This is a genomic window from Paenibacillus sp. 79R4, from assembly GCF_013393165.1.
GTDB lineage: Bacteria > Bacillota > Bacilli > Paenibacillales > Paenibacillaceae > Fontibacillus.
On sequence record NZ_QJOT01000007.1, the window covers coordinates 124,306 to 150,952 of the forward strand.

26 protein-coding genes and 1 pseudogene are annotated in these 26,647 nt (G+C 47.4%); 14 read left to right on the top strand and 13 right to left on the bottom strand.

Annotation, left to right across the window (positions count from 1 at the left end; translation table 11 throughout):
* Positions 1-24: 24 nt before the first annotated feature.
* The 3 genes from DMN77_RS11710 to DMN77_RS11720 form a co-directional block, all read right to left on the bottom strand.
* Complete coding sequence (locus DMN77_RS11710; RefSeq protein ID WP_179015098.1) at positions 25-939, bottom strand: AraC family transcriptional regulator; 915 nt, start codon at positions 937-939, stop codon at positions 25-27.
* Between the two features lie 231 nt (positions 940-1,170).
* Positions 1,171-1,977 (bottom strand): pentapeptide repeat-containing protein, encoded by an 807-nt coding sequence (locus DMN77_RS11715; protein ID WP_179015100.1) that lies wholly within the window; start codon positions 1,975-1,977, stop codon positions 1,171-1,173.
* Positions 1,978-2,172: 195 nt separating this feature from the next.
* Positions 2,173-3,051, bottom strand: coding sequence for an ABC transporter permease family protein (locus tag DMN77_RS11720; RefSeq protein WP_179015101.1), 879 nt, complete (start codon positions 3,049-3,051; stop codon positions 2,173-2,175).
* 477 nt (positions 3,052-3,528) lie between these two features.
* Here DMN77_RS11720 and DMN77_RS11725 point away from each other — a divergent pair, with 477 nt between their 5' ends.
* Entirely contained in the window at positions 3,529-4,605 is a 1,077-nt protein-coding gene (locus tag DMN77_RS11725; protein ID WP_068780107.1) for an ankyrin repeat domain-containing protein, read from the top strand.
* 153 nt (positions 4,606-4,758) lie between these two features.
* Here the strand turns inward: DMN77_RS11725 and DMN77_RS11730 are convergent, their stop codons facing one another.
* Positions 4,759-5,475 carry an MBL fold metallo-hydrolase gene (locus tag DMN77_RS11730; protein WP_068780108.1) on the bottom strand — a complete coding sequence of 239 codons (717 nt, stop codon included), beginning with the start codon at positions 5,473-5,475 and terminating at the stop codon, positions 4,759-4,761.
* A gap of 27 nt (positions 5,476-5,502) precedes the next feature.
* Positions 5,503-6,069 carry a DUF4256 domain-containing protein gene (locus tag DMN77_RS11735; protein WP_068780109.1) on the bottom strand — a complete coding sequence of 189 codons (567 nt, stop codon included), beginning with the start codon at positions 6,067-6,069 and terminating at the stop codon, positions 5,503-5,505.
* A gap of 207 nt (positions 6,070-6,276) precedes the next feature.
* Between DMN77_RS11735 and DMN77_RS11740 the strand changes: the two genes are divergently transcribed.
* Positions 6,277-7,191 (top strand): poly(ethylene terephthalate) hydrolase family protein, encoded by a 915-nt coding sequence (locus DMN77_RS11740; protein ID WP_068780110.1) that lies wholly within the window; start codon positions 6,277-6,279, stop codon positions 7,189-7,191.
* Between the two features lie 71 nt (positions 7,192-7,262).
* Here DMN77_RS11740 and DMN77_RS11745 read toward each other — a convergent pair.
* Together DMN77_RS11745 and rlmD are read right to left on the bottom strand one after the other, a co-directional pair.
* Positions 7,263-7,513: pseudogene (locus tag DMN77_RS11745) on the bottom strand (CatA-like O-acetyltransferase); the annotation flags it as partial.
* 86 nt (positions 7,514-7,599) lie between these two features.
* Positions 7,600-9,072, bottom strand: coding sequence for a 23S rRNA (uracil(1939)-C(5))-methyltransferase RlmD (gene rlmD, locus DMN77_RS11750; protein WP_179015103.1), 1,473 nt, complete (start codon positions 9,070-9,072; stop codon positions 7,600-7,602).
* A gap of 209 nt (positions 9,073-9,281) precedes the next feature.
* Here rlmD and recQ point away from each other — a divergent pair, with 209 nt between their 5' ends.
* From recQ to DMN77_RS11780, 6 genes are all read left to right on the top strand, one after another.
* Positions 9,282-11,126: a DNA helicase RecQ gene (gene recQ / locus DMN77_RS11755; protein WP_068780112.1), complete on the top strand. Its 1,845-nt coding sequence runs from the start codon at positions 9,282-9,284 to the stop codon at positions 11,124-11,126.
* Between the two features lie 15 nt (positions 11,127-11,141).
* Positions 11,142-12,923, top strand: coding sequence for a B12-binding domain-containing radical SAM protein (locus DMN77_RS11760; protein ID WP_179015104.1), 1,782 nt, complete (start codon positions 11,142-11,144; stop codon positions 12,921-12,923).
* A 111-nt stretch (positions 12,924-13,034) separates the two neighbouring features.
* Positions 13,035-13,427, top strand: coding sequence for a VOC family protein (locus tag DMN77_RS11765; RefSeq protein ID WP_179015106.1), 393 nt, complete (start codon positions 13,035-13,037; stop codon positions 13,425-13,427).
* Positions 13,428-13,487: 60 nt separating this feature from the next.
* Positions 13,488-13,724, top strand: coding sequence for a hypothetical protein (locus DMN77_RS11770; protein WP_068780115.1), 237 nt, complete (start codon positions 13,488-13,490; stop codon positions 13,722-13,724).
* 475 nt (positions 13,725-14,199) lie between these two features.
* A complete protein-coding gene (locus tag DMN77_RS11775; protein ID WP_218652944.1) occupies positions 14,200-15,321 on the top strand; it encodes a nitric oxide synthase oxygenase in 1,122 nt (373 codons plus the stop codon).
* Positions 15,322-15,339: 18 nt separating this feature from the next.
* Positions 15,340-16,527 (top strand): glucosaminidase domain-containing protein, encoded by a 1,188-nt coding sequence (locus DMN77_RS11780; protein WP_179015107.1) that lies wholly within the window; start codon positions 15,340-15,342, stop codon positions 16,525-16,527.
* Between the two features lie 239 nt (positions 16,528-16,766).
* On the opposite strand, the gene DMN77_RS11785 is transcribed toward DMN77_RS11780, so the two are convergent.
* The 3 genes from DMN77_RS11785 to mnmL are packed head-to-tail and all read right to left on the bottom strand — an operon-like array spanning position 16,767 to position 19,284.
* Entirely contained in the window at positions 16,767-17,696 is a 930-nt protein-coding gene (locus DMN77_RS11785; RefSeq protein WP_068780117.1) for an alpha/beta hydrolase, read from the bottom strand.
* Between the two features lie 54 nt (positions 17,697-17,750).
* On the bottom strand, positions 17,751-18,332 hold the full coding sequence (mnmM, locus tag DMN77_RS11790; protein WP_179015109.1) for a tRNA 5-(aminomethyl)-2-thiouridylate-methyltransferase MnmM: 582 nt from the start codon (positions 18,330-18,332) through the stop codon (positions 17,751-17,753).
* A gap of 1 nt (position 18,333) precedes the next feature.
* On the bottom strand, positions 18,334-19,284 hold the full coding sequence (gene mnmL, locus DMN77_RS11795) for a tRNA modification radical SAM protein MnmL/YtqA (protein WP_068780119.1): 951 nt from the start codon (positions 19,282-19,284) through the stop codon (positions 18,334-18,336).
* 452 nt (positions 19,285-19,736) lie between these two features.
* Between mnmL and trmB the strand changes: the two genes are divergently transcribed.
* A complete protein-coding gene (gene trmB / locus DMN77_RS11800; protein WP_179015110.1) occupies positions 19,737-20,495 on the top strand; it encodes a tRNA (guanosine(46)-N7)-methyltransferase TrmB in 759 nt (252 codons plus the stop codon).
* Positions 20,496-20,648: 153 nt separating this feature from the next.
* Here the strand turns inward: trmB and DMN77_RS11805 are convergent, their stop codons facing one another.
* Together DMN77_RS11805 and DMN77_RS11810 are read right to left on the bottom strand one after the other, a co-directional pair.
* On the bottom strand, positions 20,649-21,803 hold the full coding sequence (locus tag DMN77_RS11805; protein ID WP_068780121.1) for an MGDG synthase family glycosyltransferase: 1,155 nt from the start codon (positions 21,801-21,803) through the stop codon (positions 20,649-20,651).
* A 50-nt stretch (positions 21,804-21,853) separates the two neighbouring features.
* A complete protein-coding gene (locus tag DMN77_RS11810; protein WP_068780122.1) occupies positions 21,854-22,381 on the bottom strand; it encodes a phosphatase PAP2 family protein in 528 nt (175 codons plus the stop codon).
* A 577-nt stretch (positions 22,382-22,958) separates the two neighbouring features.
* On the opposite strand from DMN77_RS11810, the gene DMN77_RS11815 reads away from it, so the two are divergent.
* The 5 genes from DMN77_RS11815 to DMN77_RS11835 all read left to right on the top strand — a co-directional run bounded on the left by DMN77_RS11815 (position 22,959) and on the right by DMN77_RS11835 (position 26,145).
* On the top strand, positions 22,959-24,197 hold the full coding sequence (locus DMN77_RS11815; RefSeq protein WP_068780123.1) for a glycosyltransferase family 2 protein: 1,239 nt from the start codon (positions 22,959-22,961) through the stop codon (positions 24,195-24,197).
* A gap of 268 nt (positions 24,198-24,465) precedes the next feature.
* Positions 24,466-24,963: a translation initiation factor IF-3 gene (gene infC, locus DMN77_RS11820; protein WP_179015112.1), complete on the top strand. Its 498-nt coding sequence runs from the start codon at positions 24,466-24,468 to the stop codon at positions 24,961-24,963.
* Positions 24,964-25,043: 80 nt separating this feature from the next.
* Positions 25,044-25,244 (top strand): 50S ribosomal protein L35, encoded by a 201-nt coding sequence (rpmI, locus tag DMN77_RS11825; RefSeq protein ID WP_068780125.1) that lies wholly within the window; start codon positions 25,044-25,046, stop codon positions 25,242-25,244.
* 32 nt (positions 25,245-25,276) lie between these two features.
* A complete protein-coding gene (gene rplT / locus DMN77_RS11830) occupies positions 25,277-25,636 on the top strand; it encodes a 50S ribosomal protein L20 (protein ID WP_068780126.1) in 360 nt (119 codons plus the stop codon).
* Positions 25,637-25,818: 182 nt separating this feature from the next.
* Positions 25,819-26,145: a hypothetical protein gene (locus DMN77_RS11835; RefSeq protein WP_068780199.1), complete on the top strand. Its 327-nt coding sequence runs from the start codon at positions 25,819-25,821 to the stop codon at positions 26,143-26,145.
* A 9-nt stretch (positions 26,146-26,154) separates the two neighbouring features.
* Here the strand turns inward: DMN77_RS11835 and DMN77_RS11840 are convergent, their stop codons facing one another.
* Entirely contained in the window at positions 26,155-26,610 is a 456-nt protein-coding gene (locus DMN77_RS11840) for a GNAT family N-acetyltransferase (protein ID WP_068780127.1), read from the bottom strand.
* Positions 26,611-26,647 lie beyond the last annotated feature (37 nt).

Genomic DNA, 26,647 nt, shown 5'->3' on the forward strand with positions numbered 1-26,647 from the left:
AAATCATAAAAAAGAGGGCGAATCTTAATCCGCTCTCTTTTTAATCGGTACATACAAATCCACCTTGCATTTACCTTCAGGATCGGTGGCCGGGTCGTTCATGCAGAACTCCAGACACGGCCTCTCATCAGGCTCGTATTCGCTGTTCGGAAGCCATTGCGCAAATATACTCTGGTAGGTGATTCCGAGCTTATCAGGTGTATCATAGAACTGGAACAAAGCGTTCAGTCCGCCAGGCAGCTGCTTGAAGCTAATGCCAACCCGCTCTTGCTTCTTGAAATGAGCGGGCAAGGTGACGCAAGCATCATAACGGCAAGCGAATTCGTCTACGGTACCCGGATCATCCAGAGAAATTCCGATAAAATATTGATCGGCAGGAGAGAGGCTATGTTCACTTGCCCAGCTCCCAATTTGAGCCCATGCATAATGGGTGTCCAGATAGCTGCCGACATGTCTTGCATAAGCTACCTCATACTCGGGTAATTCTTTGACAGATATATTCATATTCCAGATCCTCCTTAAAAAGCTGCTTTCGTTACTTCTATAGTAACTAAGAGGAGCTGTGATCTCTGCCGGAATATTGCTGGAATCTTGCGAGAAATTGCGATGTTTATAGTCGGCTCTTATCTCGCTAGGGGTCTTGTTATAGTATCTCTTAAAGGCCGAATTAAAGGTAGTAATCGAGTCGAATCCGCAAAGCTGGGCGATATCCGTAACGCTTGTAGTAGTGCTAGTCAAGTACTGGATCGCTTTAAGCAGACGTATCTCGTTGACATAGGCAATAGGCGTCTTGCCCACCATCGAAGTGAAAATTCTGCTGAAATGATACTTCGAGAAGTTGGCGTATTCCGCGAGTTCATCCAGCGTCAGCTTGCGATCGCTATGATCCTTAATGTATTGAACAACCTGGTTCATTCTTTCTAAATAATCATGATTCATCGTCGTTATTCCTTTAGATATAATTGCAGGGCAGGGCAAACTTATAAATCAGTTTCATAAAATAGATTCGCGCTGATTTTCAGCTCTTTACTAAAAATGATGTAAATAAGGAGCTGCCTGGCCCGGCGGGCGTAGCGCCAGCATTATTCCCTATGCAGAATGTACCGTCCTTGTGAAATTCAAGAACAGCCAGAATCAACTCAGATGACATTTTCATCAAGATGGACTGCGTCAACTCAACCAATGATCAGGAACCCTTAAGCCATGAGGTAATCGGGTGTCTTGATTGCCTTTTGCGGAATTCACCTGAGCTTGACTCAGGAAAATACATCCGATCAGATTAGCCCCCGATAAATCAGCATCTCGCAAGTCGGCGCCGATGAAATCTGCTTTTCTTAGGTCAGCATTGTTCAGATTAGCCGCTATCAATAATGCGCCCCTCAAATTCATACCTTGCAGATTAGCCCCCTTCAGATTAGCCCCAATAAGATCGCGGTGTGACATGTTGTCCTGGCTGCGCTGAACATGTTCTGTGCGAACAAGTTCACTGGTATGTATGAGCAGAGGATTCACCATTGCGCGATGGCTGGATATATCGAGGTTCAGAATCTCCGCCGGGCTAAGTCTGGTTAAAGATAAAGTCAGCTCATAGATATTCAACAGCTCGTTCTTAATGGTGCGTGTTTCCGCCAAGTCCAAGGCTTGATTTAAATAGTAGAGCATCTCGTGCAATTGTTGAACAATGGGGAATACCGCATACATTTCTGTGGATAGCACCGTGCTATCTCTCCAGTCCCTGCCTTTGTAGATCTCCTGCGAGACATGCTGTCCTGCACCAAAGCATTCATAGGCAACACATCCGCGAAATCCTTTGTCTCGCAAATGCTCGTGAATGCCGCAGCGATGATCAGCCCCCAGGTTGCGGCAAGGAACCCCATCTGCTTTGCTATATGCAAAATCCGCAGATTTTGCGTACGGTAAGGCCACACAACATAATCCAAAGCATTGTTCACAATTAGAATATAGATTGCGGTTCATGAAGAACACTTCCTAGTTAAAATTTACACTACTATTGTAATGGAATATTTTATTCCCACCAATGCTTTTTCTCGATATTCCTGCATCCTACAATTTGGCGTTTCCAGGGACGGTGATTTTAATATCATTAATCGAACCTATAAACCAATGATTCCTACCAACACAGGATAGCCCATGTAATGAAGCAGAATGTTTCTATATTTTAACGCTCAGCGCCTTCCCAATCCCCACTTGATTTCTTTGCGAATCTATCATCCTCGACATCATCAGGAATAGGATTAATGCTTCAATGATAAACAGGACGAAGGGAATCACTCTACTCATCAACTTATTGTTATGTATAGCGTGAGTTATTTGCGCATCGTTGAAAGTTCGCTCTTTGCTTACTTGATCCCAATAGGGATGAAGCTTGGACTGAGCCTTAAAAACCTCGGCTATTTGTTCATTATCGTAGTCTTTCTCAGCCTCTATCATGAAAAAGCTGTCTATGATTCCAGGAATCGCCTCCTGGGTTATGTAAGCTACTCCATAGCTTTTATAATCCTGGATTCCGTTCTCTTTGGTGTATTCAACATTCTTAATTAAGCCGCTAATGATAAATTCCAAGTTCTTTTCATTCGTGTTAATGGTGATTTTATCACCCACTTGAATATGATGTTCCTTGGCATAATGGGAATCCAATAAGAGGTCATCTTTTTTTGACGGCATATTGCCCTTAAAGATTGCAGGTGTATTGATTTCATTGGTGGCGGGAAGCGAATAAATTTTTAGTGTGGCCTTGTCATTCTTGAAGACCTGCGTGGCATCCAAGGTGTAATGTCCCTCCATTTTATGAATACCTTTAATTTTGTTCAAATCAGCTATACCATCCTTGGATATACGGGTGTAATGGACATTCAAGTCGCTTAGATGGTGTTCAGCAAAGTAATCCTCTGTGCAGCCGCCAAGATTGCCGCTCAAAGTGATTAGTCCGGTACAAAAAAATGCTCCTACTGTGATAACCAGGACAAAGGCTGTAAGCTGCCCGACAGAATGATTGATATCTCTCAATAATTTGATGAATAATCTTATCATTACCACTCAATCCCTTCGACACTTTGTTTCCCCTTATTCGCCGTAATGCTCTCTATCCGTCCGCTCCCCTTGAATATGGAGAAATTCATTCCATTCAGAGCTTTCATAGATATTTCTCCCACTTTGTATTCTTTTGTTGCATCCTTTAATTTGACGAATGGATTCACTCGCTACGGCTCCTCGTCGGGTATTTATTCTAGTATTCATAATATACCGATCGGAAAATGCTGCATCATGCAGCCGATGTATCTTGCTCTCCGTCTCGGGAAGGAGATTAAAAGGCTGCTGCTCTTGCAAAAGGAAAAGAAAACCGGCTCCAAATAGGAACCGGCTTCTGTGTAAATTTACTTCTTGCACGTATTAATCTTCAGGAAACAATCGTATATCATGGGACTAAATACTCATAAATGCACTACCGATAAATCCCTGGCTATAGTAATATACTATTAAGACTAGCCAGATTTGGAGTGAACATGGTTGAAGAAGTTCTTTTATTTTTTAGGTTATTGTATATTATTGTTTGTTCTCGTCGCGAGAGGACTGCATTATACGGGGAAAATCATTTCGCACAATAAACTGAAACCGATTACGAATCAAATTGTAGCCGACCTTAGTTATTTGGCTGAAAATGATAGTTTTAATCCTACAAAAGAATGGATAAATCAATACATAGATCAGTTATATAATTCAAATATCATTAACAATAGGGAAGACATTGAAATCAGAATTTCAGAAATCGAAGACATGTATTTCATTGATGCTTACTACAGGAAATATACAGACCTATTAACTTTGCATGCACATAGCAGTAACAAGGGTTTTTTGGCCAGCCCTGTATCTGGAAATATAACTGTATCCAATGAGAAAGAAGAAACGTTCTATGAAGATGATTCTGAGCAAATCGTAAATGCACCGCTCGAACCTATAGAAAACCATGGGGATATTCCCGTAGATCATCAGATTTCATTAGATGCCTCAGCGTCCAATGCTGCTGATGATGAAGATGAACCGGGATCGGATTATTTTACGCTGCGAGACAGCTTGCCATTGCTTGAGGCAGTTTATAATAGCGATACAGAGCAAGTACTGACACTGCTCAAAAAAACAAATATAAACCTACAAGATGAAAGAGGATTTACTCCTCTAATGATCGCTGTCCGAGTTTGGGATACCGAGATGGTAAAGCTGCTGCTAAACAAAGGGGCGGACCCTGATTTAAAGGATGAAGAGGGATGGACGGCTCTTATGCTTGCCGCAGGAGAAAATAATAGTTCTTCGGTAGATGGTCCTGTTGATGGAGATAGTGATCTGTATGAGATGATGGAATACCTCTTAGATAGCGGCGCAGACCCCAATGTTACTAATCTTGATGGGTACACCGCATTAATGTGGGCAGCCCAAAGTAATGATGTCCGCATTGTTAAATTATTGTTGGATCATTCTGCTATTCCGGGTATAGTTGCATATGACGGGAACACGGCGATGAAGAATGCACAGATGGTGGAAAACAGGTCTATTCAGTCACTACTCATTCAAGCTGAAATAAATGAATGATTATGGTAAGCCATTTGGCGGAATTCGTGCTGAAAGTTCCAGTGGTATGATCCCCTTCCAAGTAGACACTCGGATGAACTTCCCTGTTAATGGAGTTTGAAGTGCCCCTGGAAGGGGATTTTTTTATGGGGATAAAAAAAGGACGTTGTTCTCTTAACGTTCCATCAGAGAGTTCATGATACTAACAATGCTTTGTTTACTTATGGGCTCAGCATGCCCTACAACACAAATATCAAAATCAAATCCTTCTATCGCAGCCATTAAAGAACGCAATTTCTCTTTATTCAAGTAGCAATCATTATAATAATCCACGCCAACCGCATCGCCTATAAATAACACTCTTTCTTGGGGGATCAAGATGCAGACGGAATCCTCGCTATGCGGTGAGGGAAGATGATGCAATTCTGCAGTAATGCCGCCCAGATCGATTTCCAAATATCCGTTGAAGGAGATATCGGAGGTTACCACTCGTATTTCCGATAATGCAGGGTATTCATTCCGGATACAGGTATCGGCAAATTCAATCTCTTCGCCTGCTTCCAATCTCATTTTCATTGCAGAATCTGTCCATTCCCATTTCGCGATCTCCGCTAATTTATCATTCGTTTTTTGATGGGCAAGGGTAGTCCCCTTCACGGCATGCATTCCAAATGTGTGATCCCAGTGCCAATGCGTAATGGCAATGATCTCCGGGTTTCTTAAACCTTCATTGCTCACGGCTTCATTAAATTCTTCCACATGATTTTTGGAATTGCCTGAGTCTACCATTAAGGAACGTTTTTGCCCATTGATATAACCAAGAACCGGCCTGTCCGATTCTTTGCTGAACATCGTATAGAATACATGATCCGTTATGCGTCTTAGTTCCATAAAACAGTTCCTCCAATATCGTATAAATTACACCCTTAGCGAGCCGCGGAATCCTCTGCTGGCATAGTAAGAATCCGCACCGTTATGATACACAAAGACCTTTCCGTAACGGAAATCGCCAAAAATGGCGCCGCCATGTGATCTGATGTCCGCAGGGGTCTTTAGCCAGCTTGATGTTTTTGTATCAAAATTTCCAAGTTTCTGCAGTTCCCTGTATTGCTCCTCCGTTAAAAGCTCTATGCCCATGGAAGCCGCCATATCCATCACGCTGTTTTCCGGCTTATGCTGTTTTCGAGACTCCAACGCTTCACGGTCATAACAAATACTTCTGCGGCCTTTTGGACTTTCCGCTGCGCAATCATAAAAGATGAACTCATTCGTCTCCGCATCGTAGCCAACAACATCGGGTTCTCCTCCGGTGAGCTCCATTTCATGAAGTGACCACAACTTCTCCGCGTTAGCTTCCAGCTTGGTTTGTACTCCAATCCATTCAAGATCTATATGACGGTCCATGCTGCTCTGAAAACGGACCTTTAATGCCTGAAGCAGTTCTTCACGCTGCTCCGGGGATAATTGCCTTTTCATCTTTTCCATAATAAAAACCTCCTCAAATGAGATGTTACGAGTATTAACGGGCCGGCCGAACTGAATACATTATAACAATAAGTCATTGCCAAGGGGAGAATTCACACTTGTTTTAATGAAACATAACTGCCTTCTTTCACGTATATCCCTTTAGTTTCATAATTTTAACCAAGAAAACGATAGAGAAACCTATAGACTATCGTAGAGGATATGTGAATGCCGAATATGAAAAAGCGAAGGTGGATTTTATGGCTGTCAGCTTTGGGGCTTATCGCGGCCATTTCAATGACAATTTTCTTGCAAATCATTATTCATTCTAATGTGCCGGAACTTGCAGAAGGCAGCATTGAGCAGCGGTACGCACAGCAAGGAAGCTACCATGTAAAGGTAAAAGAGGTTAAGAGTACGAGCGGAGAGGCTTTATATAGAATATACTACCCGGCATTTCAAGCGGACGAATCCTATCCTATTATTTCCTGGGGGAATGGAACAGGCGCCACGCCGGATCGCTATGATGGGCTCTTGACACATCTGGCAAGCTGGGGATTTATTGTAATAGATTCCTATAGCCAAACAACGGGAACAGGACGTGAAATTGTCGAGGCTATTGATTATTTGAGGAAGGAAAACGGACTAACAAACAGCTTGTTTTATCAAAAAATACAAATGGAGCAAATTGGCGTAGCTGGACATTCTCAAGGGTCTACCGGGGTTATTAATGCTCATACCAACTACAAAAGCGGATCGTTGATTAAAACGGTTGTATCCATTGCTCTCCCGGATTTGAAGCACTGTGATCCAGAAGATGTGTACGATACTTCGCGTATTACCGTTCCTTTTCTCGTTATGGGCGGTACACGGGATTTTATAATCTCACCGCTATCAACCAATCAATCAGCCTTGCATACCGCTAACGCAAGCACGCCTGTGATGATGGGGATGGCCAAAGGTGCCGCTCATACAGCGATTGAAGGGGAGGGAGGCAATCATAGGGGATATTTGACGGCCTGGATGAGATTTCGGCTGTATGATGATCAGGAAGCTAGGAAGGCATTTTATGGTGCTTCGTCCGAGATGATGCATAATACAAATTGGGTGGACGTTATGCAAGCAAATATGGACGATCAATAATTTGAGCAGCAACAAAAAAACGGCGTATTTGCCGTTTTTTTGTTAGCATTATTATGGGACGTGGTGGCTACTTAATGAATTAGCAACCATTCCCTACAGGCATCTGCACGTAGTTGCAGTTCATTAAACAGCACGCCAGCATGGTAGCCGTCGCAAACGGCATGGTGGAATTGCCCTGACAAGGGCAGCTTTATTTTTCCATCGTGCTGAAAATATTTCCCCATTGTAAAGATAGGGAGCAAATACGTTCCTTCGTTATATATACATTCAGGTTAAAGCCCGTGAAACTGACCCACGGAATGATAGAAATGGAGAAGAGGTTTATCATACCCTTATCACATTCCTTCTAGAAGTGATCTACCGCTTCTATTTATCTGCACGTTATTTCAGTAGGCTGATATCTCTCATCTATTCTTTTCGAACCAACAGGGTTACGGCTTCCACATGACTCGTCTGCGGAAACATATCCACTGGCTGCACCCATTCCAGGGAGTAGCCACCGTCCAGCAGGTCCTTGCAATCTTTGGCTAAGGTAGACGGATTGCAGGAGACGTAGACGAAGCGCTTCGGCTTCGTGCGCAGCACCGCTTCGATGAAGCGGGAATCCAGACCGGTGCGCGGCGGGTCGGCGATGATCACGTCAGGGGAGAAGCCGTTCTTCACCCAGCGCGGCAGCAGTTCCTCGGCGTAGCCTTCGTAGAAGGCGGTGTTGGAACGCCCATTACGAAGCGCATTAGCCTTGGCATCTTCGACCGCTTCCGGGATCGATTCAATTCCGCGCACCTCGCGCGCATAGGGAGCGAGCCACAATCCGATCGTACCCGTGCCGCAATAGGCATCGACGACCGTCTCCTTGCCGGTTAATCCGGCGGCAGCTCTTACCATCTCGTAGAGCTTCACGGTCTGCAGCGGGTTTAGCTGGAAGAAGGCGCGCGGAGACAAAGTGAATTCCAGATCGCCCAGCGATTCCTGAATGCTATCCTCGCCCCACAGGCTTACCGTCCGATTACCGAAAACCAGCGAAGTGTTCTTCGGATTAATATTCATAGCGATACTCGTCAGTCCGGGAATCGCGAGCCGTAATTCCTTGATTAATTGTTCTTGCTTCGGAAGCTTATCGCTGCTCGTCACAAATGTGATTTGCAGCTCTTCAGACTGAAAGCCGAAGCGAACCACAATAGTACGAACCAGCCCCTGATTGCTTTTCTCCTTATAGACAGGAATTTGCAGCCGCTGCAGCACCTTGCGTGCCTGGTCTACAGCTTCATTCACCTTCGGATGCTGAATCGGGCAACCGGTAATATCGACCAATTGATGGGAGTCAGCCGCATACAGGCCGGCGATTATGCCATCCGGACCCATTCCCAGCTGCAATTGCGCCTTGTTCCGGTATCCCCAGGGATGATCCATGCCAAGCATCGGCTTCATCCGGACATTTTCAAGACCGGCATAACGCGAGAAGGCCTCGCGTACGATGTCTTCCTTCGCAGCCATTTGCCCTTCATAGGATAAATGCTGGATCTGACAGCCGCCGCAGATGCTAAATACCGGACATGGGGCGTCAACCCGATAAGCCGAACGCTTTTCAATGTGCTTGATCTCGGCTCCAATGTATCTCGGTTCTACTTTGGTGACCTCCGCCTTGATGACCTCTCCCGGCAAGGCCCCGTTAATGAATACGGCTTTTCGCCGGTAATATCCGACCCCTTCGCCATTAATACCCAGCCGTTTGATCGTTACGACGATGCGGTCTCCCGCACGCAGCTCCTCCGCCGAATCGCGGCTGGCAACTCGGTCCGGGGCAGGGCGCTTTGGCTTCGGGTTATTTTTAGAATTCGGTTTTGAGCTAGGGTTTGCTTTATGATAGGTTTTGCCTTTCATCTTAAATCTCCATCCTGGATCAGTTTGTTTAATGCAAATGATACAGTGTAGCGTGTCCAGGGTCAATGAAACCTCTATTTAATGCAGTAAGAGGCCTCATTGCGGATTGAATCGGTTGCCCAATTGGACAAAGCCCAGTAAACTTAATGAATAGAAACTGGGCTCCGCGATTCAGCGTGAGCAGGAACGGTGCAATAAGGAGATATGTTATGAAAACAGAGTTGCAAAGTATGGAAGAGGCCAAGCAATTGCTGCAAAAGTATTACGGGTATCCCGATTTTCGCGAGGGCCAGCGCAAGATCGTAGCGAGCGTGCTGTCCGGGGCGGATACGCTTGGCATTATGCCAACCGGAGGCGGAAAATCGATCTGTTATCAGATCCCGGCGCTAATGCTGCCAGGGCTTACGCTCGTTGTCTCGCCGCTGATCTCATTAATGAAGGATCAGGTAGATGCATTGCTGGCGGCAGGGGTATCCGCCGCTTATATTAACAGTACCTTGTCCGGTAAAGAGGTCAATGAACGGATCCGCGCTGCCAAACGCGGTGAGCTCAAGCTGCTCTATGTCGCGCCCGAGCGGCTGGAGCTCGACTGGTTCCGCGAGGAAATGAAGGAACTGACCATCTCGATGCTGGCTGTCGATGAGGCGCACTGTGTATCGCAGTGGGGGCATGATTTCCGTACAAGTTATCTGGCGGTTACGCCTTTTGTCGCTGAGCTTCCACGCCGTCCAATTGTTGCAGCCTTCACGGCGACGGCTACCCCGGAGGTCATGGACGATATGATCGGATTATTGAAGCTTCATGATCCGTCTGTGTTCGTAACCGGTCTGGGCCGAGACAATCTGGCCATGTCTGTGCTGCGCGGGGAGAACAAGCGGGAATTTGTACTGCACTACGCCAATACTCACGGTAGCCAGCCGGGCATCGTATATGCCGCGACGCGTAAAGACGTGGACGATCTGTATGAGCGCCTACGGGCAGCGGGGATCCCGACGGGGCGTTATCATGCGGGCTTGCCCGATCAAGAGCGGGAGGAGAACCAGGAGGCTTTTCTCTATGATGATATTCGCGTGATGGTCGCGACGAATGCTTTTGGCATGGGAATTGATAAATCCAATGTCCGTTATGTCATTCATTATAATATGCCCAAGAACATGGAAGCCTACGTCCAGGAAGCGGGTCGAGCCGGGCGGGACGGAGAGCCAAGCGAATGCATTCTGCTGTTCAGCGCCCAGGATATTATGACCCAGAAGTTTCTGATCGAGCAAAATCCTCAGGATGAGACGCGCAAGCACAATGAGTACCGCAAGCTGCAGCAAATGATAGAATATTGCTATTCTGCCAAATGCCTGCGCTGGGGAATGCTTGACTACTTCGGCGAGGAGCATGATCATTCCCCGTGCGGCATTTGCAGCAACTGCCGGGATGAGCGCGAGCTCGTAGATGCTACTACGGATGCGCAGATTATCTTCTCCTGCATCCATCGGATGAGAGAGAGATTCGGCGTCGCCCTTGTATCTTCTGTCTTAAAGGGATCTCAGAACAAGAAGGTGCTTCAATACCGCTTCGACCAGCTATCTACCTACGGTATGATGCGGCGGCGGACAGAGAAGGAGATCTCCGAGCTGATTAACGTATTGATCGCCGAGGGATATTTATCGCTGTCTGAGGGCCAATACCCGGTCGTGAAGCTTGCGCCGCTAGCCATTGATGTACTAAAGGGCAAGCAGCAAGTGATGCTGCGCGCGCCGGAAGCCCCTCAGACAGCGGCTGCGGGAGCGAGCGGTGGTACAAGGCGCCGAGGCCGTAATTACGACGATGGGCCATCGGCGGTGAATGAGACGGTGTTCGAGCAATTGCGTCTGATTCGTCGTGATCTGGCTGAGAAGGAACGGGTTCCGTCCTACATTATTTTCAATGATGCGACCCTGCGGGAAATGAGCGTAGTCTGTCCGACATCCGAGACGGATATGCTAAGAATAAAGGGCGTCGGCGAAGTGAAGTTCCGCAAGTATGGCGCGCCTTTTCTGGAGTTTTTTCAAAATATGGAATAGGGTTGTGAACCAAGCATGAAAGTCATCTTAACGACACTAAACGCAAAATATATCCATACCTCTTTGGCGATCCGCTTGCTCAAGGCTTACAGTGGCCATGAATTCGATATCGATCTGGTAGAGTACACAATTAAAGATCCGGTGATGAATATCGTGTCTGATCTATATCAGCGAAATCCGGATGTGATCGGGTTCTCCTGTTATATCTGGAATATGGAAGAGACGCTCAAGCTTGTTGATTTATTAAAAAAAGTGCTGCCCGACACGTTCATCGTGCTTGGCGGTCCCGAGGTGTCGTACGATACGGAATACTGGATGAAGCGTTGTCCGAATATCGACGCGATCGTAATGGGGGACGGGGAAGAGACGTTTCACCACTTATTGCAGGAACTGTCGGGTGAACGCAAGCTGCATTTTGTATTTGGAGCGGCGTATCGTAAAGGGGATGAGGTCATCGTTAATCCGGGACGACCGAAGTCGGACCTCAACACGCTGCCTTCACCACATCGCTTTCCCGAGGATCTTCCGAACCTCAGCAAACGGATCATTTATTTCGAGACGAGCCGGGGGTGTCCGTTCAGCTGCCAATTTTGCTTGTCCAGTATCGAGGTTGGGGTACGATATTACGATATCGAGCGTGTGAAGTCGGATATTATGTATCTGATTGATCATGGGGCAAAGGTGATCAAGTTCCTCGACCGGACGTTTAACATTAACCGCAGTTACGCGATGGAGATGTTCCAGTTCCTGATTGATAATCATCGCGGCTGCGTGTTCCAATTCGAGATCACCGCCGATATTATGAGGCCGGAAGTGCTTGATTTTCTGGCCGAGAATGCCCCGCCGGGGATTTTCCGCTTTGAGATCGGTGTGCAGTCGACGAATGATCCGACGAACCTGCTGGTGAAGCGTCGCCAGAACTTCACCAAGCTGACGCGTACCGTGACCAAGATTAAGGAGAGCGGCAAAATCGATCAGCATCTTGACTTGATCGCAGGTCTCCCGGAGGAGGATTATGCGACCTTCCGCAAGACATTCAACGATGTGTTCAAGATGCGTCCCGAGGAACTGCAGCTCGGTTTCTTGAAGATGCTGCGCGGTACCGGGCTGCGTATGGATGCTGACAAATATGGATATACATTCATGGACCATGCACCCTATGAAATATTGAGCAATGATGTGCTTCCTTTCCGCGATGTAATCAGGCTAAAGCGGCTGGAGGATGTGCTGGAAAAGTATTGGAACGATCACCGCATGGATCATACGATCGAATATCTGATCACACAGGAATACGCGTCACCGTTTGATTTCTTCCAGGAGTTCGGCGACTATTGGGAAGAACGAGGCTGGCAAAGAATCGGCCATCAGCTGGAGGATTTGTTCTCACGGCTGTATGAATTTCTGAATCAGCGCGGGCTTAAAGAGCCTGAGATCGTGCTTGGCTTGATGAAGCTCGATTACTATTTGGGACATAAGTATAAGCCGCGCAAAATATGGTGGGAGGACCGCATGCGCAAGCATGAACGGAACAGCTACTTCAAGGCTCTGGCTTCCAGAGGGCTGGAACTGCCCGAGCAGCTGGCTGCCCGAAATATGGACGAGCGTGAGCTTATGAAATATGCGGTCGTTGAGGAGCTGCCATTCTCGCTTACCGAGGTGCTGGCAGGCAGCACGCCGGACGCCGCTGCGGAAGCCAAGCAAGGAAACGGAACACTGCTTATTGTTCTGTATCAGCAGGAAGCGGATGAGCGCCCGGTCTACTACTCGCTTCCATTAGCGGGGGCCACCGTTCGCTAAGTCTTATTTTGTAATCAACAATCGTGTATAATCGCCTACTTCCCTGTGGACATAGAGGCTATCGTGTTTAAGCTTTGGACAAGTCAAGTCGCTTGAAAAGGAGAATCGTGTATGAAAAAGATTATGCCGTTTCTAATGTTCCAAGGCAATGCTGAGGAAGCGATGAATTATTATACCTCGCTAATCGATGATTCAGAGATAACTCATATCGTGCGTTATGGCCCTGGTGAATCCGGGGACGAAGGAAGTGTTATGCAGGCTGTATTTGCGCTGAAGGGACAGGAGTTTATGTGCATCGACAGCAATATCAAACATGAATTCACGTTTACGCCTTCTTTTTCGATCTATGTGACTTGCGATACGGAGGAAGAATTGAGCTGTCTCTATGATCAGCTATCTTCCGGCGGCAGCGTACTCATGCCCCTTGGGGACTACGGCTTCAGCAAGCAGTTCGGTTGGGTCGCGGACAAGTTCGGAGTGTCCTGGCAGTTGAATCTGGCTTAACCCCTGACATGCTAGGCAAGATCCTGATTAGTATTGATTGCAATCATTAAAGGAGACTTCATGGGAAACTATCAAATTTGTGATTTCTGCGGTAATTTATCGGAGAGAAGAAGCCGGAAAATGTGTCCGAGCTGTGAGGATGCCTACCTCAAAATTCGCAGCATCGCCGAGGTTAAGCCCGATACGATGGTGATCGATATATCCCGGCAGACAGGAATCAGCGTCAGCAAGATTATTGCCTTCGCTCAAAAAGGCTTCTTCATTTTGAAAGAGGGAACTATCGAAGGACTTGACTAACTAACAGTGAAGCTCAAACCGGTTTATGTTCATAGAAATACCTGCGGGTTCTTAGGCTGTTGAAAAAACACTAATAGTCTCACGGATTTCTAACGAAACTCCATATCGCTATTTTTAGAAAAATGATAGGAATGAAAATCTAACGAAACTCCATATCTTTATTTGAACGAAATTCGGGGTTTTAGGTAGAAATTTGTCTGAATAGCGATACCCAGTTTCGTTAAAATTCTTATTCGTCTTTTTTGCAGAAAATAACGATAGCCAGTTTCGTTAGCATTTGGGGCCGCGTTAGGGCAGCATGGTCGCGCTTTGCGATTCGCGTTATACAAAGTCCTATTTTCTCAATAACCTGCAGATTAGCAAGAATTCTATTAATCATTCGGAAATGAGCGGAAGAACAACATTTTTGCTCATTGTTGCAGGCTTTGCAGCTCGTACATTTCGGGAGCTTAGAGTTTAAGTGGAGGTGTCATCATTGAGCATCACGGGCATACAGACCAAGAAGCGGGATAAAGAGAGTGATCGTTCCCTCTATGTCAAAGCTGAGGAGTTCATCCGTCAATGTTATGGCGAGTTGAATAAATCCGAGGAAGAGGTCAGTCGTCGATTGGCTGGGATTGAAGCGGAGATAGAACGCCTGGGAACTTATGAATTAACCTATGAAGAACTGGAGCATGGGGCAAAAATGGCTTGGAGAAACAGCAATCGCTGTATAGGGCGGTTGTTCTGGGAATCTCTGAACGTCATCGATGCACGGCGCTTGTCCAAAGAGGAAGAGATCGCGGCGGCTTTACTGCAGCATATTGATTACGCGACAAACGGCGGGAAGATCCGCCCGGGCATCACGATATTCCATCCACGTACGACCGATCTTCATATTCGCATCTGGAATCATCAGTTGATCCGGTATGCAGGTTATGCTGAGGAGCAGGGAGTGATCGGCGACCCCGTCTCTGTGGCTTTTACCAATCAATGCAAGCAATTAGGCTGGACGGGACAAGGAACCCCATTCGATCTGTTGCCTATTGTTGTGCAGGTGAATGAGCAGCAGCCGCACGTGTTTGCCCTGCCAGACGGGGCGGTTCTGGAGGTTCCAATCAGGCACCCTGAATATGTTCGCTTCAATGAAATGAATATCAAGTGGTACGGCGTGCCGATCATCTCGGATATGGGACTTGAGATCGGAGGTTTGCATTTCACGGCTGCGCCTTTTAATGGCTGGTATATGGGAACCGAGATCGGGGCTCGCAATCTTGCCGATGAGGGCAGGTACAATTTGCTGCCGGCGATGGCTGAGGCAATGGGATTAGATGTGACATCCAACCGCTCCTTATGGAAGGATAAAGCATTGGTCGAATTAAATGCCGCCGTGCTGCATTCCTACCGTGAAGCCGGTGTGAGCATTGTTGATCATCATACCGCGGCAGAGCAGTTCGCGCTGTTCGAGCAAAGAGAGGCGAGGCAGGGACGCGCCGTCACTGGGAATTGGACCTGGCTGATTCCGCCGATGTCGCCGGCAACTACGCATATATGGCATAAGCAGTACGATCACTCGTACATTACTCCCAATTTCTATATGCAGGATAAATGCTATTAGTAGGGATGGGATACATAGATGCAACCATTTATTTTATCGGATGGAGAAGCGGCTCGGCTAAAGAAGTACATCGAGAAAAAGTATGTCGATCTTGACACAGAGCAGAGACGGGCCATTTGGTCGGATGCCGCTCATCGGGTCATTGACAGCCGTCTGCCCTCTTTTCCGGATGAAGTGAAAGAGAAGGTGCGATTTGAGCTGCTGGACAAGCAGAGGGATACGCTGATCATCCATCAGGATGATGCATTGCGTGAGTGCCTGACTCTGGATTTGAATCAGAGTGAATTGTTGGGTGCACTGGCAGTCTGGGTAGGCAGCAGAGCCGCCATGCCTTTGGAAGGAGAGAGCCTTAGGGACACCCTATTGCAATGGTCCCGGCGCTCACCCGACCAAATCTCCTTGAAGGCGTTGGTAGAAGCAGGCTCCCAAGCTTCAGCTGCCCTTCAACAAATGAATGAGCCGGGCTGTGCTTCGGAGGAGATTGCGGCAGCTGTTGAGACGGCCAGCGCAGGGAATCTAGTGAATACGGCAGAAGTAGATACTTCAACAGTCCATCGGAATTGGAGGGTCCGCCGACCCTGGGCCATTATGGCGGTTATGTCAAGCTGTATGGCTGCTGCGATCTTTCTTGTGTTTACAATGAACAGCTTCAGGAACGAGCAGCCCGCATCCGGAATACAGACATATCCTAGCGTGATGGAGATGATGCTGCGCGATATTCGCGAGCGGGAGAGCTTGCGGAGAGCTGGTGGTATACCTGCTGAACTTCGCTATGTGGACGTGGATAAGAAGCGTTTATCCCGATTTTTACAGGATCGAAACTCTTTACTGGCTGAAGAACCTTATTTGTCAGCGATCCTTGCATCAGCGAAGCGATATGATGTTCACCCGTTGCTGCTGTTTGCGATTACGGGGCAGGAGCAGGGTTTTGTGCCAAAGGATCAAAAGCAAGCGAAGCAAATAGCGAATAATCCGTTTAATGTTTTTGGCAGCTGGGAGAGCTATAACACGACTATCGAGGTGTCGGCTGATATTGCTGCCAAGACGGTTAAAAATATTAGCCGTCGTCGTCCGGGAGATGATCATCCGATTCAATGGTTGAATCAGACCTATGCGGAGGACCCGGAATGGTGGACGGGCGTAACCTGGTTATTGAATACGATGCGGCAACAAATCGAGGGGAAATCCTTTGAGTGGGCGAAATAGCAGCCGACTCATAAAGAATTTCCCCTCGTCTAAATATCTAACGAAACTCCAGAATGTTATTTTGGCTCAAGGACGAGCTTAAACCCGCAAAACCACCTTAATAACGATACCTTGATTCGTTACCATTCTCAGCAGCCTTTTTTCGCCCTCATAGCGATACTACGTTTCATCGATCAAAGGGCGGCCAACTTCTTCGGTGATTTATCTTATTCTTTTTCCCATCATCGCGCCCTTGAACACTAAGATATATGGCGCTCCAGCCAATGAATCACATTGCGAGTAACTTCATCGCGGTTGATCTCATTTAGCATTTCGTGTCTTCCGCCAGGATACAGCTTCAGTTCCAGGTCCTTTATGCCCAATTGTTCATACAATTGCACCAGTCGTTTGACACCTACACCCCTTAAGCCGACCGGGTCTTGATCACCGCAAAATATGTAGATCGGCTTATCCTTCGGAATCCGGCTTACATAGTCCGGACGATGAATATCCCTTAAAATCCCGAACAAGCCTTGGAAGAATTCCGCGCTGCACAGGAAGCCGCAATAAGGATCGGCAATAAATTTGTCAACCTCTGCCTCGTCACGGGACAGCCAATCAAAGGCTGTGCGTACAGGACGAAATTGACGGTTGAAGCTGCCGAAGGAGATGGCATTCATAAGTACACTCGGATGACTTGGTCCCCGCAGATTCATCTGCAGCTTGGCAAGCCCTTCACCGAAGCCGAGGAAAGCCCTCGGTCCGTTGGTCCCGGACAGAATAAAGCCGGTGTAGTGCTCGGGTGCAGCGTACATCACCTTTTGCGTCAGGAAGGACCCCATACTGTGGCCCAGCAAAAAAAGAGGCAAATTCGGGTGCTTGTCGTGGATAATATCTCTTAACTTCGTCATGTCCCGGACCATGCCGTTCAAACCGTCCTTGCCGGGCCAACCCAGCTCGGATTGATTCGCTGCCGTCAAGCCGTGACCGCGGTGATCGCCTGCGTACACAAGAAATCCGGAGGCGGTGAGCGCCTCTGCGAACCGGGCATAACGCTTGGCGGTCTCCGCCATACCATGGGCAATCTGTACAACGCCGCGCAACGGCAGCATCATATCGTCCGGATACCAATGATAGACGAACACGGGCTGACCGGTGTCATTTTCGAAAGTAAAGGTGTTCTCTTGCATTTATAAGGACACTTCCTCTCCCAATTAGCCTTTGAGTCTAATTCCAGTTTACAGTTATTTCTTCTCGATCGCTATGAGATAAGGTGCATGAGGGCGTTGAATTTGTCGATACAGAATCGTCTGGCCGATCGATGAAGGCAGGTCCGCGGCCCAGGCCTGCACGGCCTCGGCTTCCTGGTCCCCGCCAGGATGACCCGGATAGAGCATGATCGTTGCGATCCCGCGCGGGCGCAGAAGCGAAACCGCTGTCTCCAGCGCGGCGATTGTACTCTCGGGTAGGGTGATCAGCGTTTGATCAGCCGCTTCGACGGGCAGGTAACCCAGGTTGAACATCACGGCCCCAATCCGGCCGTGGGTTGAGCCAGGAAGCTGTTCCCTCATCTCGGCATGGCTTTGCTGCAGCAAGCTGACCTGGGCCAGGGCATCGTCGTACTCGCGATCCAATCTCTCCCGGGTTAGACGGAGCGCTTCAGCCTGAATATCGAAAGCCCATATGCGGCCTCTTCGTCCGCAGGCTTTAGCCAGGAACAAGGTATCGGCTCCGGTGCCTGCGGTAGCATCGATAGCCAGGTCTCCAGGCTGGAGTCTGTCAGCGACCAGCTTATGAGCATAGCTTAGTACAGATAGAAAGCCCATCTTATCCCCTCCAATACTTGCCCTGCCAGGAGTCTCTGTTCTTCAGTTCGGCGTCGATCGCGTTCAGTACTTCCCATTTCTTCAGGCTCCATGTTGGCCCGATCAGTAGATCGCGCGGCGCATCTCCGGTTAGACGATGAACAATCATTTCGGGGGGCAGGAACTCCAAGGTGTCCACAATCAGCTTCACATATTCATCCCTCTCCAGGAAACGGAGCAGTCCTGCTTCATATTGCTTGACCATCGGTGTCTTGCGCATCAGATGAAGCAGATGAATCTTGATGCCCTGAACATCCAGCGCGGCAACTGCGCGGCCGGTATCCAGCATCATCTCATGTGATTCCTGAGGCAAGCCGTAGATGATATGTGTGCATACGCGGATGTTCCTCTTGCGCAGCTTCTCAACAGCGTCCACATAACATTGCGTATCATGGGCCCGGTTAATGAGTTCGGAGGTCGTATCATGGATCGTTTGCAGTCCCATTTCTACCCATAGATAGGTCCGTTCATGGAGTTCGGCCAGGTAATCCACGACATCATCAGGCAGGCAGTCCGGGCGTGTAGCAATAGACAGGCCAACGACTCCGGGTTGTTCAAGAATCGCTTCGAAATATTCACGAAGTACCTCGACCGGTGCGTAAGTATTCGTATAAGCCTGAAAATAACCGATATATTTGGCATGCGGCCATTTCAGATGCTGTTTGTCGCGAATTTTGTTGAATTGCGTCACCAGATCATCTCGCCTGCTGCCGGCGAAATCGCCGGACCCTCTTGAGCTGCAGAAGGTGCAGCCGCCCTTGGCAATGGAGCCGTCCCGATTCGGGCAGGTAAATCCGGCATCCAACATTACTTTGAACACTTTATCACCAAATTCATGCCGCATCTCGTAGTTCCATGTATGGAATCTTTTGTCAGACCAAAGCAGTGGAGAAGCAGATAATGAGGTATTCATTGAAAAACTCCTTTATTTGTCACAGAAATATGCGAATTGGTATCATGACCTGCCAAGTCAGCCATCTGACAGGCTCTTACGAGTTATTGTACCAAAGTTCAATTAAAAAAGGGAATGAAGGCCTACGTACTTTTCTTGCGATGGTTAACCGATTATGTTATTTTGGTTGTAATAACATTCGTTGGACCCCAATTCCAAAATATATGAAAAAGGAATCTTTCCCACTGTCTCCCCGGCGGTGTGGAGGGTTCCTTTTTCTCTGTAACTCTTTACTTTTCCGACGAACTTCGGCACAATATTTCAGTAATCGTTTTATTTTGCAAAAAGCTTGAATTCAAAAGTGATCTATAGAGGAACATCTTTTGAATGATCGCTGTAATAGTGCGTGTTCAAAAAGACGGACTTTTTGAACAACCTCTTAGTAGTATAATCACAGAAAGTGGAGGAATATCATGCGTTTACGCGGTAGAAAAGGTATTAGGGAAAATCTGGAGCAGCAGCCGGAATTGGTTGTGCTTGATCCCAAGCAATATAAGGGGCGTTGGTCCGGGCTGTTTGGCAATGATCGTCCGATCCATGTGGAGCTGGGCATGGGCAAAGGCCAGTTCATCAGCGGGATGAGTGTCAAATATCCGGATGTGAATTTCATCGGGATGGACATGTACGATGAACTTGTCCGTCGCGGCAGTGAGAAAGTACGCGCGATTCATGGCCAGGCCGATCAAGAGGAGGCTGATGCGCCGGACGAGGCCATTGAGGCCCCTTCAGCTGGCGAAGGGAGTTCATTTAATGTTCGGCTTGCGCTTGGCAATGTGGAACAGATCGAGGAGATCTTCGCACCGGGCGAGATTGAGCGAATCTACTTGAACTTCAGCGATCCGTGGCCAAAGAAGAAGCATGGCAGAAGACGCCTTACGCATCCGCGTTTTTTAAATAAATACCGGTCTATTCTGAACGAGAATGGAGAGATCCATTTTAAGACGGATTCACGTTCTTTGTTCCAATTTTCGCTGAATTCCTTTGCGGCAACTGGCTTGCAGATGAACGATATATCGCTTAGCCTGCATGAGGACGGCATTAATGAGAAGCATGTGATGACCGAGTACGAGAGCAAATTTGTCGGTAAAGGAATGCCGATTCACCGCTGCGAAGTCATTATTGGGGAAGCGGCCTTAAAACGTTATCATGAACATAAAATGGATGAATTTTAATGATTAAATCTACCTCTAGCAAATGCTGCTCTATTGTGGTTGCGACCGCGATGGGGCAGCATTTGTTTTATTACGCCAAAACGCCCTCAGCATGATTAGTGCCGAGGGCGATTATTGTCGTATGTTGCCGAAAACGTTTAAGTAAACCGGCAACTATTTAATTTCATGATTGTCCACTTTCCATTTGTGGCTATCTGCCAGCAGATCGAGGATCGCCTGGGCACTCTGCATGGGGTGATAGCTGGCGATATGTTCCAGAACTTCTTCACGGGTGCGGAGCACTTCAGCATAATTGTATAGCAGGCGATGGATCCAACCTTCGATATCGCCTAAGGAGTGGATCTCGGTTCCCCAACCCTGCGATGCGAAATATTGCGAATTTTCTTCTTCCTGGCCAGGAAGCGGCTTATGGAACAGCATGGGAATTCCCTTCGCCAGGCCCTCGGTACAAGTCATGCCGCCGGGCTTCGTAATTAACAGATCAGAAACTTCCATCAGCTTATCAACCTCTTTAGTGAAGCCGAGCAGATGGATGTTAGGGTGGATATACCGCGGGTCCTTTTTCATTTTCTCAAGCTGTTTCGTGTTATTGCCGAAGCAAAAAATAATTTGAATCTCATTGTGATAGGAGGCTAGCAAGGAATTGACGGCTTCATCCTTCATAAACCCCCAACCGCCGCCCATCACGAGCACTGTAGGCAGATTGTTGAGAACGAACTGTGACCGGATATCATCCTTTTGATGCCTCTCCCAGAAGTTGGGATGTACGGGAATGCCGGTAATTTGAATTTTGGATGCACCAACACCGCGCTCAAGAAGCTTTTCCTTCACTTGCTCGGTCGATACAAGATAGCGATTCACCTCCCGGCTCACCCATGCCCCGTGCACGTCATAGTCAGTGATAACGGTGCACAACGGTACATCAAAGCCAAGCCGCTTGATCCGGGAAATCACGACGCTTGGGATCGGGTGGGTACAGACGATGACATCAGGACGCAGCTGACGGATGATCTGTAAAGTTCGCGTATAAAATATCCGATGAAGCGCCAGCGTCGTCAATCGGTTTAAAGATTTATTATAATTGCTGCGATACATCATGCGAACGAGCCGAGGCTGGGAGGAGACCGTCTTCTTATAGGCAGTAATAATGACCGGCGCTACTCTAGGGTTGAGAAAACTACCCAATTCCAGCACTCTCGTCTGAACATGCGGAGCAATTTTGCGTAAACTGCTGGAAAGTGCATATGCCGCTTGCGTATGACCTGCTCCAAACCCCTCAGATAAAAGCAATACTCTTTGTTTTTGCACTTTGGTTTCACCTTTTCCTGCAAGGTTTTCTACCAACTACAATATCCCGTTTACGCCCATAATGCAACAGTTCCGAACGCCACAGAGGAACCGATTACGGCCCCTGCAAGCACGTCGGACGGGTAATGAAGCCCCAGATAAATTCTGGATATTCCTACGAGCAGAGCAAGCGGACCAAGGACGATAATGAGCGATGGCATAACGACCATAAACGGCATCGTAACTGAGAAAATCGCCGTTGTATGCCCTGAAGGAAAAGAATGGTCCGTCAACGGATTGGGAAAAGTATTCGTGCCAGGAAGTGCCAGATACGGGCGAATGCGCGGATATATTTTCTTGGCTATAGCTACAGGAATATGGCTTAAGGCCAAGGCAACCAGAGCTTGAATACCTAGACGACTCCAAGGATTTACACTGAAATACCAGATCAATGCAGTGGCGATGATGGTAAACCAGGCTCCGCCTAAATGAGTGATATAATAAAATCCGATACTTAAGGATTTACGATGTAAACGTCCGTTAATTCCTTTAAATATTTTCTGATCAAGAGATGTAAGCTTTTGAAGCAAGGAATTCATTAGGATACCTCCGATTTGTAGGGCTCTGTACGGGCCGAGCAAAATTCATGAGCGGTTCATTTGATGATCGATGCTTCATCAGTTTGTAGCATGGCATTTCCGAGTTAGACTTATCATATTTTTATTTTGCGGCCTTTTCAAGGGTAGGACGCTATTTTTTGATTTCTGGTTCAAAGGGCATTACAATGTTTTAATGATAACAGACTTCTGTAAACAATATTGGAGAATTAAGTAACTTTTTTGTGTTGTTTTCGTTATTAAGAATGAGGTAGAAAAGCAAAAAAATTAACACTACGTTAAAAAAAGGAGGGCTGAAGAAATAAAAACCGTCAAAAGTGCTGAAAATAAGACCATACTGCAATGAAACAGAGTTGCAGTGGATCATGCATCAATAAAAGGCTGACTTCAGCCGATATTTCCGCGAGGGAGGCATTACATCGTTTTTGACAAATATGCCGAAGTCGTGGAAAATCGTAATGCAATGTAAGAAAATGTTTTTCAGAAATAATGAAGAAGAAGGGTCAAAAAAAACTCCGAAAAAAATAAAAAATGGAGTTTAAGGGGGTACAAAAACAACATGTTTCAGGCTATTTTGATTGTACTGCAGGTTGTGCTCGCTGTTGTAGGGATCTATCAGTTCGGCTTGTCGTTGTTCGGCTTGTACAAGAAAAAGAGCAAAGTACATTACGAACCGCAAAAGTCATTTGCCGTACTGGTAGCAGCGCATAACGAAGAGAAAGTAGTAGGGGCCTTGATGGAGAACCTCAAGCACCTGAACTACCCAAAAGAGTTGTATGATGTGTTTGTAATTTGCGATAACTGTACGGACCGTACGGCTGAGATTGTTCGCCGCCACGGTATGAACGCCTGCGTTCGCAGCAACCCGAATTTGCGGGGCAAAGGCTACGCGATCGAATGGATGCTGAAGGAATTATGGAAAATGCCCCGTCAATATGACGCGATAGTCATGTTCGACGCGGATAATCTGGCTCATCCGGATTTCCTGAGCGAGATGAACAATGATCTCTGCAGTGGCGCACGAGTCATTCAAGGCTACATCGATACAAAGAATCCGGAAGACTCCTGGATTACCGCTGCGTATGGGATCTCTTACTGGTACTGCAATCGCTTGTGGCAGTTGTCTCGTCACAATCTGAGCATGGCGAATTTCCTTGGCGGTACAGGCATGTGCTTTGAGACTAACCTGCTCAAGGAAATGGGCTGGGGCGCGACCAGTCTTGTAGAGGACCTTGAGTTCACGATGCGTTGTGTTGACCGCGGTGTATATCCGGTGTTCAACTACGATGCCAAGCTGTTCGATGAGAAGCCGCTCACGTTCAAGGCTTCTGCACGCCAGCGTTTGCGCTGGATGCAAGGGCACTTTACGGTTGCCCGCCGCTACTTCTTCCCGCTGTTGTGGAAGAGCATCAAGGAGCGCAATCTGGTCAAGCTGGACATGGCGCTTTATGGTGTGAACGTATATATCGTTCTGCTTACGTTTTTGCTGACTGCGGTTATTTGGGTCGACCAGTCGCTGCTTAGCGGGCCGCATTTTGATACCTTGTATGGGTACATGCCGCTGTGGATTTCGTTCCTGGCAATCGCCGCCAACGTATTTATCTTCCTGGCAGCGATGATATTGGAGAAGGTTAAATCCAAGAAGGTCTATGCTTATTTGATCTTGTTCCCGATTTATCTAATCTCCTGGTGGCCGATTACGTTCTATGCATTCTTCACACAGAACAACAAACAATGGAGCCATACACAGCACACCCGCGTGGTGCGCCTGGAAGAGGTTCAGAGCAAGCAAGGCTAATATTTCAGATTCAACTCTTGACATAGGATATAAGAGTGTGATACATTAATTCGTGGTTAATATTTAGGATTGCAAGCAGAGGCCGTGGCTTCTCACCTGTCCGACGTATTGTTGGCTGGTATTGATCCGTTAATTGATGAATGTACATTCATGACGAATTGACGATCAAGTGGGATGCGGGCGTTGACCTGCATCCCTTTTCTTTTGAAGATATCGGTCATAAGACCAGAATATTTTTCGGAGGTGGAGAACTATTAGTAAGGAACATATGATCAATGATGAGATTCGTGCGAAAGAGGTTCGCTTGGTAGGTGCTGCAGGTGAGCAAATCGGCATTAAGCCGCTTCGTGAAGCACTGCAGATGGCCGTGGACTTGAATCTTGATCTCGTTAACGTAGCCCCTACAGCTAAGCCGCCGGTATGCCGGATTATGGACTATGGCAAGTTCCGCTATGAACAGCAGAAGAAAGAGAAAGAGGCTCGTAAAAATCAGAAGGTTGTTGATGTTAAGGAAGTTTGGTTCCGTGCCAACATTGAGGAACATGATTTCCAAACCAAGCTTCGCAATGTCATCAAATTCTTGAAGGATGGCGACAAGGTAAAATGCTCGGTGCGCTTCCGCGGCCGGGAAATTACCCATGCTGACATCGGGAAGAAGATCCTTGACCGAGTTAAGGAAGAGGTTGCAGAAATCTCTACAGTTGAACGCATTCCAAAATTGGAAGGCCGCAGCATGATTATGATTTTAGCACCTAAAAGCAATTAATCGAGCGCAGCATCAGGGGAATTGCTCAGAGTAATTTCTGCTGATGCGCGTCGAATCACACAATTTGAGGGGGATATACCATGCCTAAAATGAAAACCCACAGCAGTCTGAAAGGACGCTTTAAAATTACTGGAACTGGTAAAGTAAGACGCTACAAAGCGAACCGCAACCACTTGCTGTCTCACAAATCCAAACGCGGCAAACGCGTATTGGCTAACAGCCCAGTAGCTTACTCGGGTGACGTTAGCCGCATGAAGCAGCAGCTTGCAAATTTGAAATAATCTAACACAACTTTTCTGGGAGGTTTATTAATATGGCAAGAGTAAAAGGCGGATTCGTGGTTCGTCGTCGTCATAAAAAAGTATTGAAATTAGCTAGAGGTTATTTTGGTTCGAAACACCGCATCTACAAAACAGCTAACGAACAAGTTATGAAATCCATGCAATATGCATACCGTGATCGTCGCACGAAAAAACGCGATTTCCGCAAATTGTGGATCGTGCGTATTAACGCGGCTGCGCGCATAAATGGCTTGACTTACAGCAAATTGATGCACGGCCTGAAACTGGCTGAAGTTAACATCAACCGTAAAATGCTTGCGGATCTTGCTGTGAATGATCTTGAAGCGTTTAACTCTTTGGCTAACGTAGCTAAACAAAAAATCAACGCTTAATTTTATAAATAAAGCAGGACAGGCATCCTTTTTGGGATGCCTGTTTTTTGTTATCAAGGCGATGGCATATGCGGAAGGAATCGCTGTTGAATAAGCTGATGGAAGATAGGGCGCGCTCCAGAACAAGAGGCTGGGTGCTTTGTCAGGGGATTCACGGACGACTCTGGAAGGAGGTTATTGTGATGGGTAGAACGGTGACCAAGAAAGAAGCAGAGAAGTGGATTGGCAAATCTATTGTCGCTTACAAGAAGGATGGCGGCTTTGTAACGGGCAGACTCGTAAAAATTAGCGGAAACCGCTTGGTACTGAAGCAGGACTCGGGCAAAAAGGCGAAAACGAAGGCGTTGATTCCGCTCGTATTATTTGATTTGCTCGCGATCGGCACAGCGCCTTATGGGTATGGTTACCCTGGCGGCGGATATGGTCCGTACGGCCCTTATGGCGGATATGGCGGACCTGGGTATGGCGGTGTTGGTCCGTACGGGAACGGCTATGGGCCTTTCTTCTAAGCCCTTCGCTTATACCCGGACGGGAAGCAGCTTCTCAAGTTCATAACATTCCGATTGATCGATATAACGAATGGTCTTGTACCCGAGCTTGCGATAAAAGGAGTGGGCTCGGGAATTTCCCTGATCGACCATCACTTTGGCCCGTTTGCATCCGCGTGAACCGGCATACTGCTCGGCATGGGACATCAGCGTTTTTCCCAGTCGTTGCCGGCGATTCGCGGGTGAGACTGCCATCATGTCAATATATAACAATTCCCCATGGATCATAAAGTGAATAAAGGCAACCGAATCGGCTTCATAATATGGCGAAGCCACTAGTGTAATTCCACGTGCTAATCGCTTGGGGAGGTCTTTGAAAATCGCAGCTATTTCCTCAGGCGGAAGATGGGAATAGGGGACAAGCTCCTTTTCAATCAAATCAATAATGACAGGATCATCCTGCCTGGGTCTTCGATAGCGGATCATTCAGTCAACCTCCTTTTTGGGTTAGGTGAAGATCATC

Bases quoted from the DNA above. Each gene is read 5' to 3' on its own strand.
- DMN77_RS11710 (WP_179015098.1), bottom strand. From the start codon at position 939: ATGAATCATGATTATTTAGAAAGAATGAACCAGGTTGTTCAATACATT.
- DMN77_RS11715 (WP_179015100.1), bottom strand. From the start codon at position 1,977: ATGAACCGCAATCTATATTCTAATTGTGAACAATGCTTTGGATTATGT.
- DMN77_RS11720 (WP_179015101.1), bottom strand. From the start codon at position 3,051: ATGATAAGATTATTCATCAAATTATTGAGAGATATCAATCATTCTGTC.
- DMN77_RS11730 (WP_068780108.1), bottom strand. From the start codon at position 5,475: ATGGAACTAAGACGCATAACGGATCATGTATTCTATACGATGTTCAGC.
- DMN77_RS11735 (WP_068780109.1), bottom strand. From the start codon at position 6,069: ATGGAAAAGATGAAAAGGCAATTATCCCCGGAGCAGCGTGAAGAACTG.
- DMN77_RS11740 (WP_068780110.1), top strand. From the start codon at position 6,277: ATGCCGAATATGAAAAAGCGAAGGTGGATTTTATGGCTGTCAGCTTTG.
- rlmD (WP_179015103.1), bottom strand. From the start codon at position 9,072: ATGAAAGGCAAAACCTATCATAAAGCAAACCCTAGCTCAAAACCGAAT.
- recQ (WP_068780112.1), top strand. From the start codon at position 9,282: ATGAAAACAGAGTTGCAAAGTATGGAAGAGGCCAAGCAATTGCTGCAA.
- DMN77_RS11760 (WP_179015104.1), top strand. From the start codon at position 11,142: ATGAAAGTCATCTTAACGACACTAAACGCAAAATATATCCATACCTCT.
- DMN77_RS11765 (WP_179015106.1), top strand. From the start codon at position 13,035: ATGAAAAAGATTATGCCGTTTCTAATGTTCCAAGGCAATGCTGAGGAA.
- DMN77_RS11770 (WP_068780115.1), top strand. From the start codon at position 13,488: ATGGGAAACTATCAAATTTGTGATTTCTGCGGTAATTTATCGGAGAGA.
- DMN77_RS11780 (WP_179015107.1), top strand. From the start codon at position 15,340: ATGCAACCATTTATTTTATCGGATGGAGAAGCGGCTCGGCTAAAGAAG.
- DMN77_RS11785 (WP_068780117.1), bottom strand. From the start codon at position 17,696: ATGCAAGAGAACACCTTTACTTTCGAAAATGACACCGGTCAGCCCGTG.
- mnmM (WP_179015109.1), bottom strand. From the start codon at position 18,332: ATGGGCTTTCTATCTGTACTAAGCTATGCTCATAAGCTGGTCGCTGAC.
- mnmL (WP_068780119.1), bottom strand. From the start codon at position 19,284: ATGAATACCTCATTATCTGCTTCTCCACTGCTTTGGTCTGACAAAAGA.
- trmB (WP_179015110.1), top strand. From the start codon at position 19,737: ATGCGTTTACGCGGTAGAAAAGGTATTAGGGAAAATCTGGAGCAGCAG.
- DMN77_RS11810 (WP_068780122.1), bottom strand. From the start codon at position 22,381: ATGAATTCCTTGCTTCAAAAGCTTACATCTCTTGATCAGAAAATATTT.
- DMN77_RS11815 (WP_068780123.1), top strand. From the start codon at position 22,959: ATGTTTCAGGCTATTTTGATTGTACTGCAGGTTGTGCTCGCTGTTGTA.
- infC (WP_179015112.1), top strand. From the start codon at position 24,466: ATGATCAATGATGAGATTCGTGCGAAAGAGGTTCGCTTGGTAGGTGCT.
- rpmI (WP_068780125.1), top strand. From the start codon at position 25,044: ATGCCTAAAATGAAAACCCACAGCAGTCTGAAAGGACGCTTTAAAATT.
- rplT (WP_068780126.1), top strand. From the start codon at position 25,277: ATGGCAAGAGTAAAAGGCGGATTCGTGGTTCGTCGTCGTCATAAAAAA.
- DMN77_RS11835 (WP_068780199.1), top strand. From the start codon at position 25,819: ATGGGTAGAACGGTGACCAAGAAAGAAGCAGAGAAGTGGATTGGCAAA.
- DMN77_RS11840 (WP_068780127.1), bottom strand. From the start codon at position 26,610: ATGATCCGCTATCGAAGACCCAGGCAGGATGATCCTGTCATTATTGAT.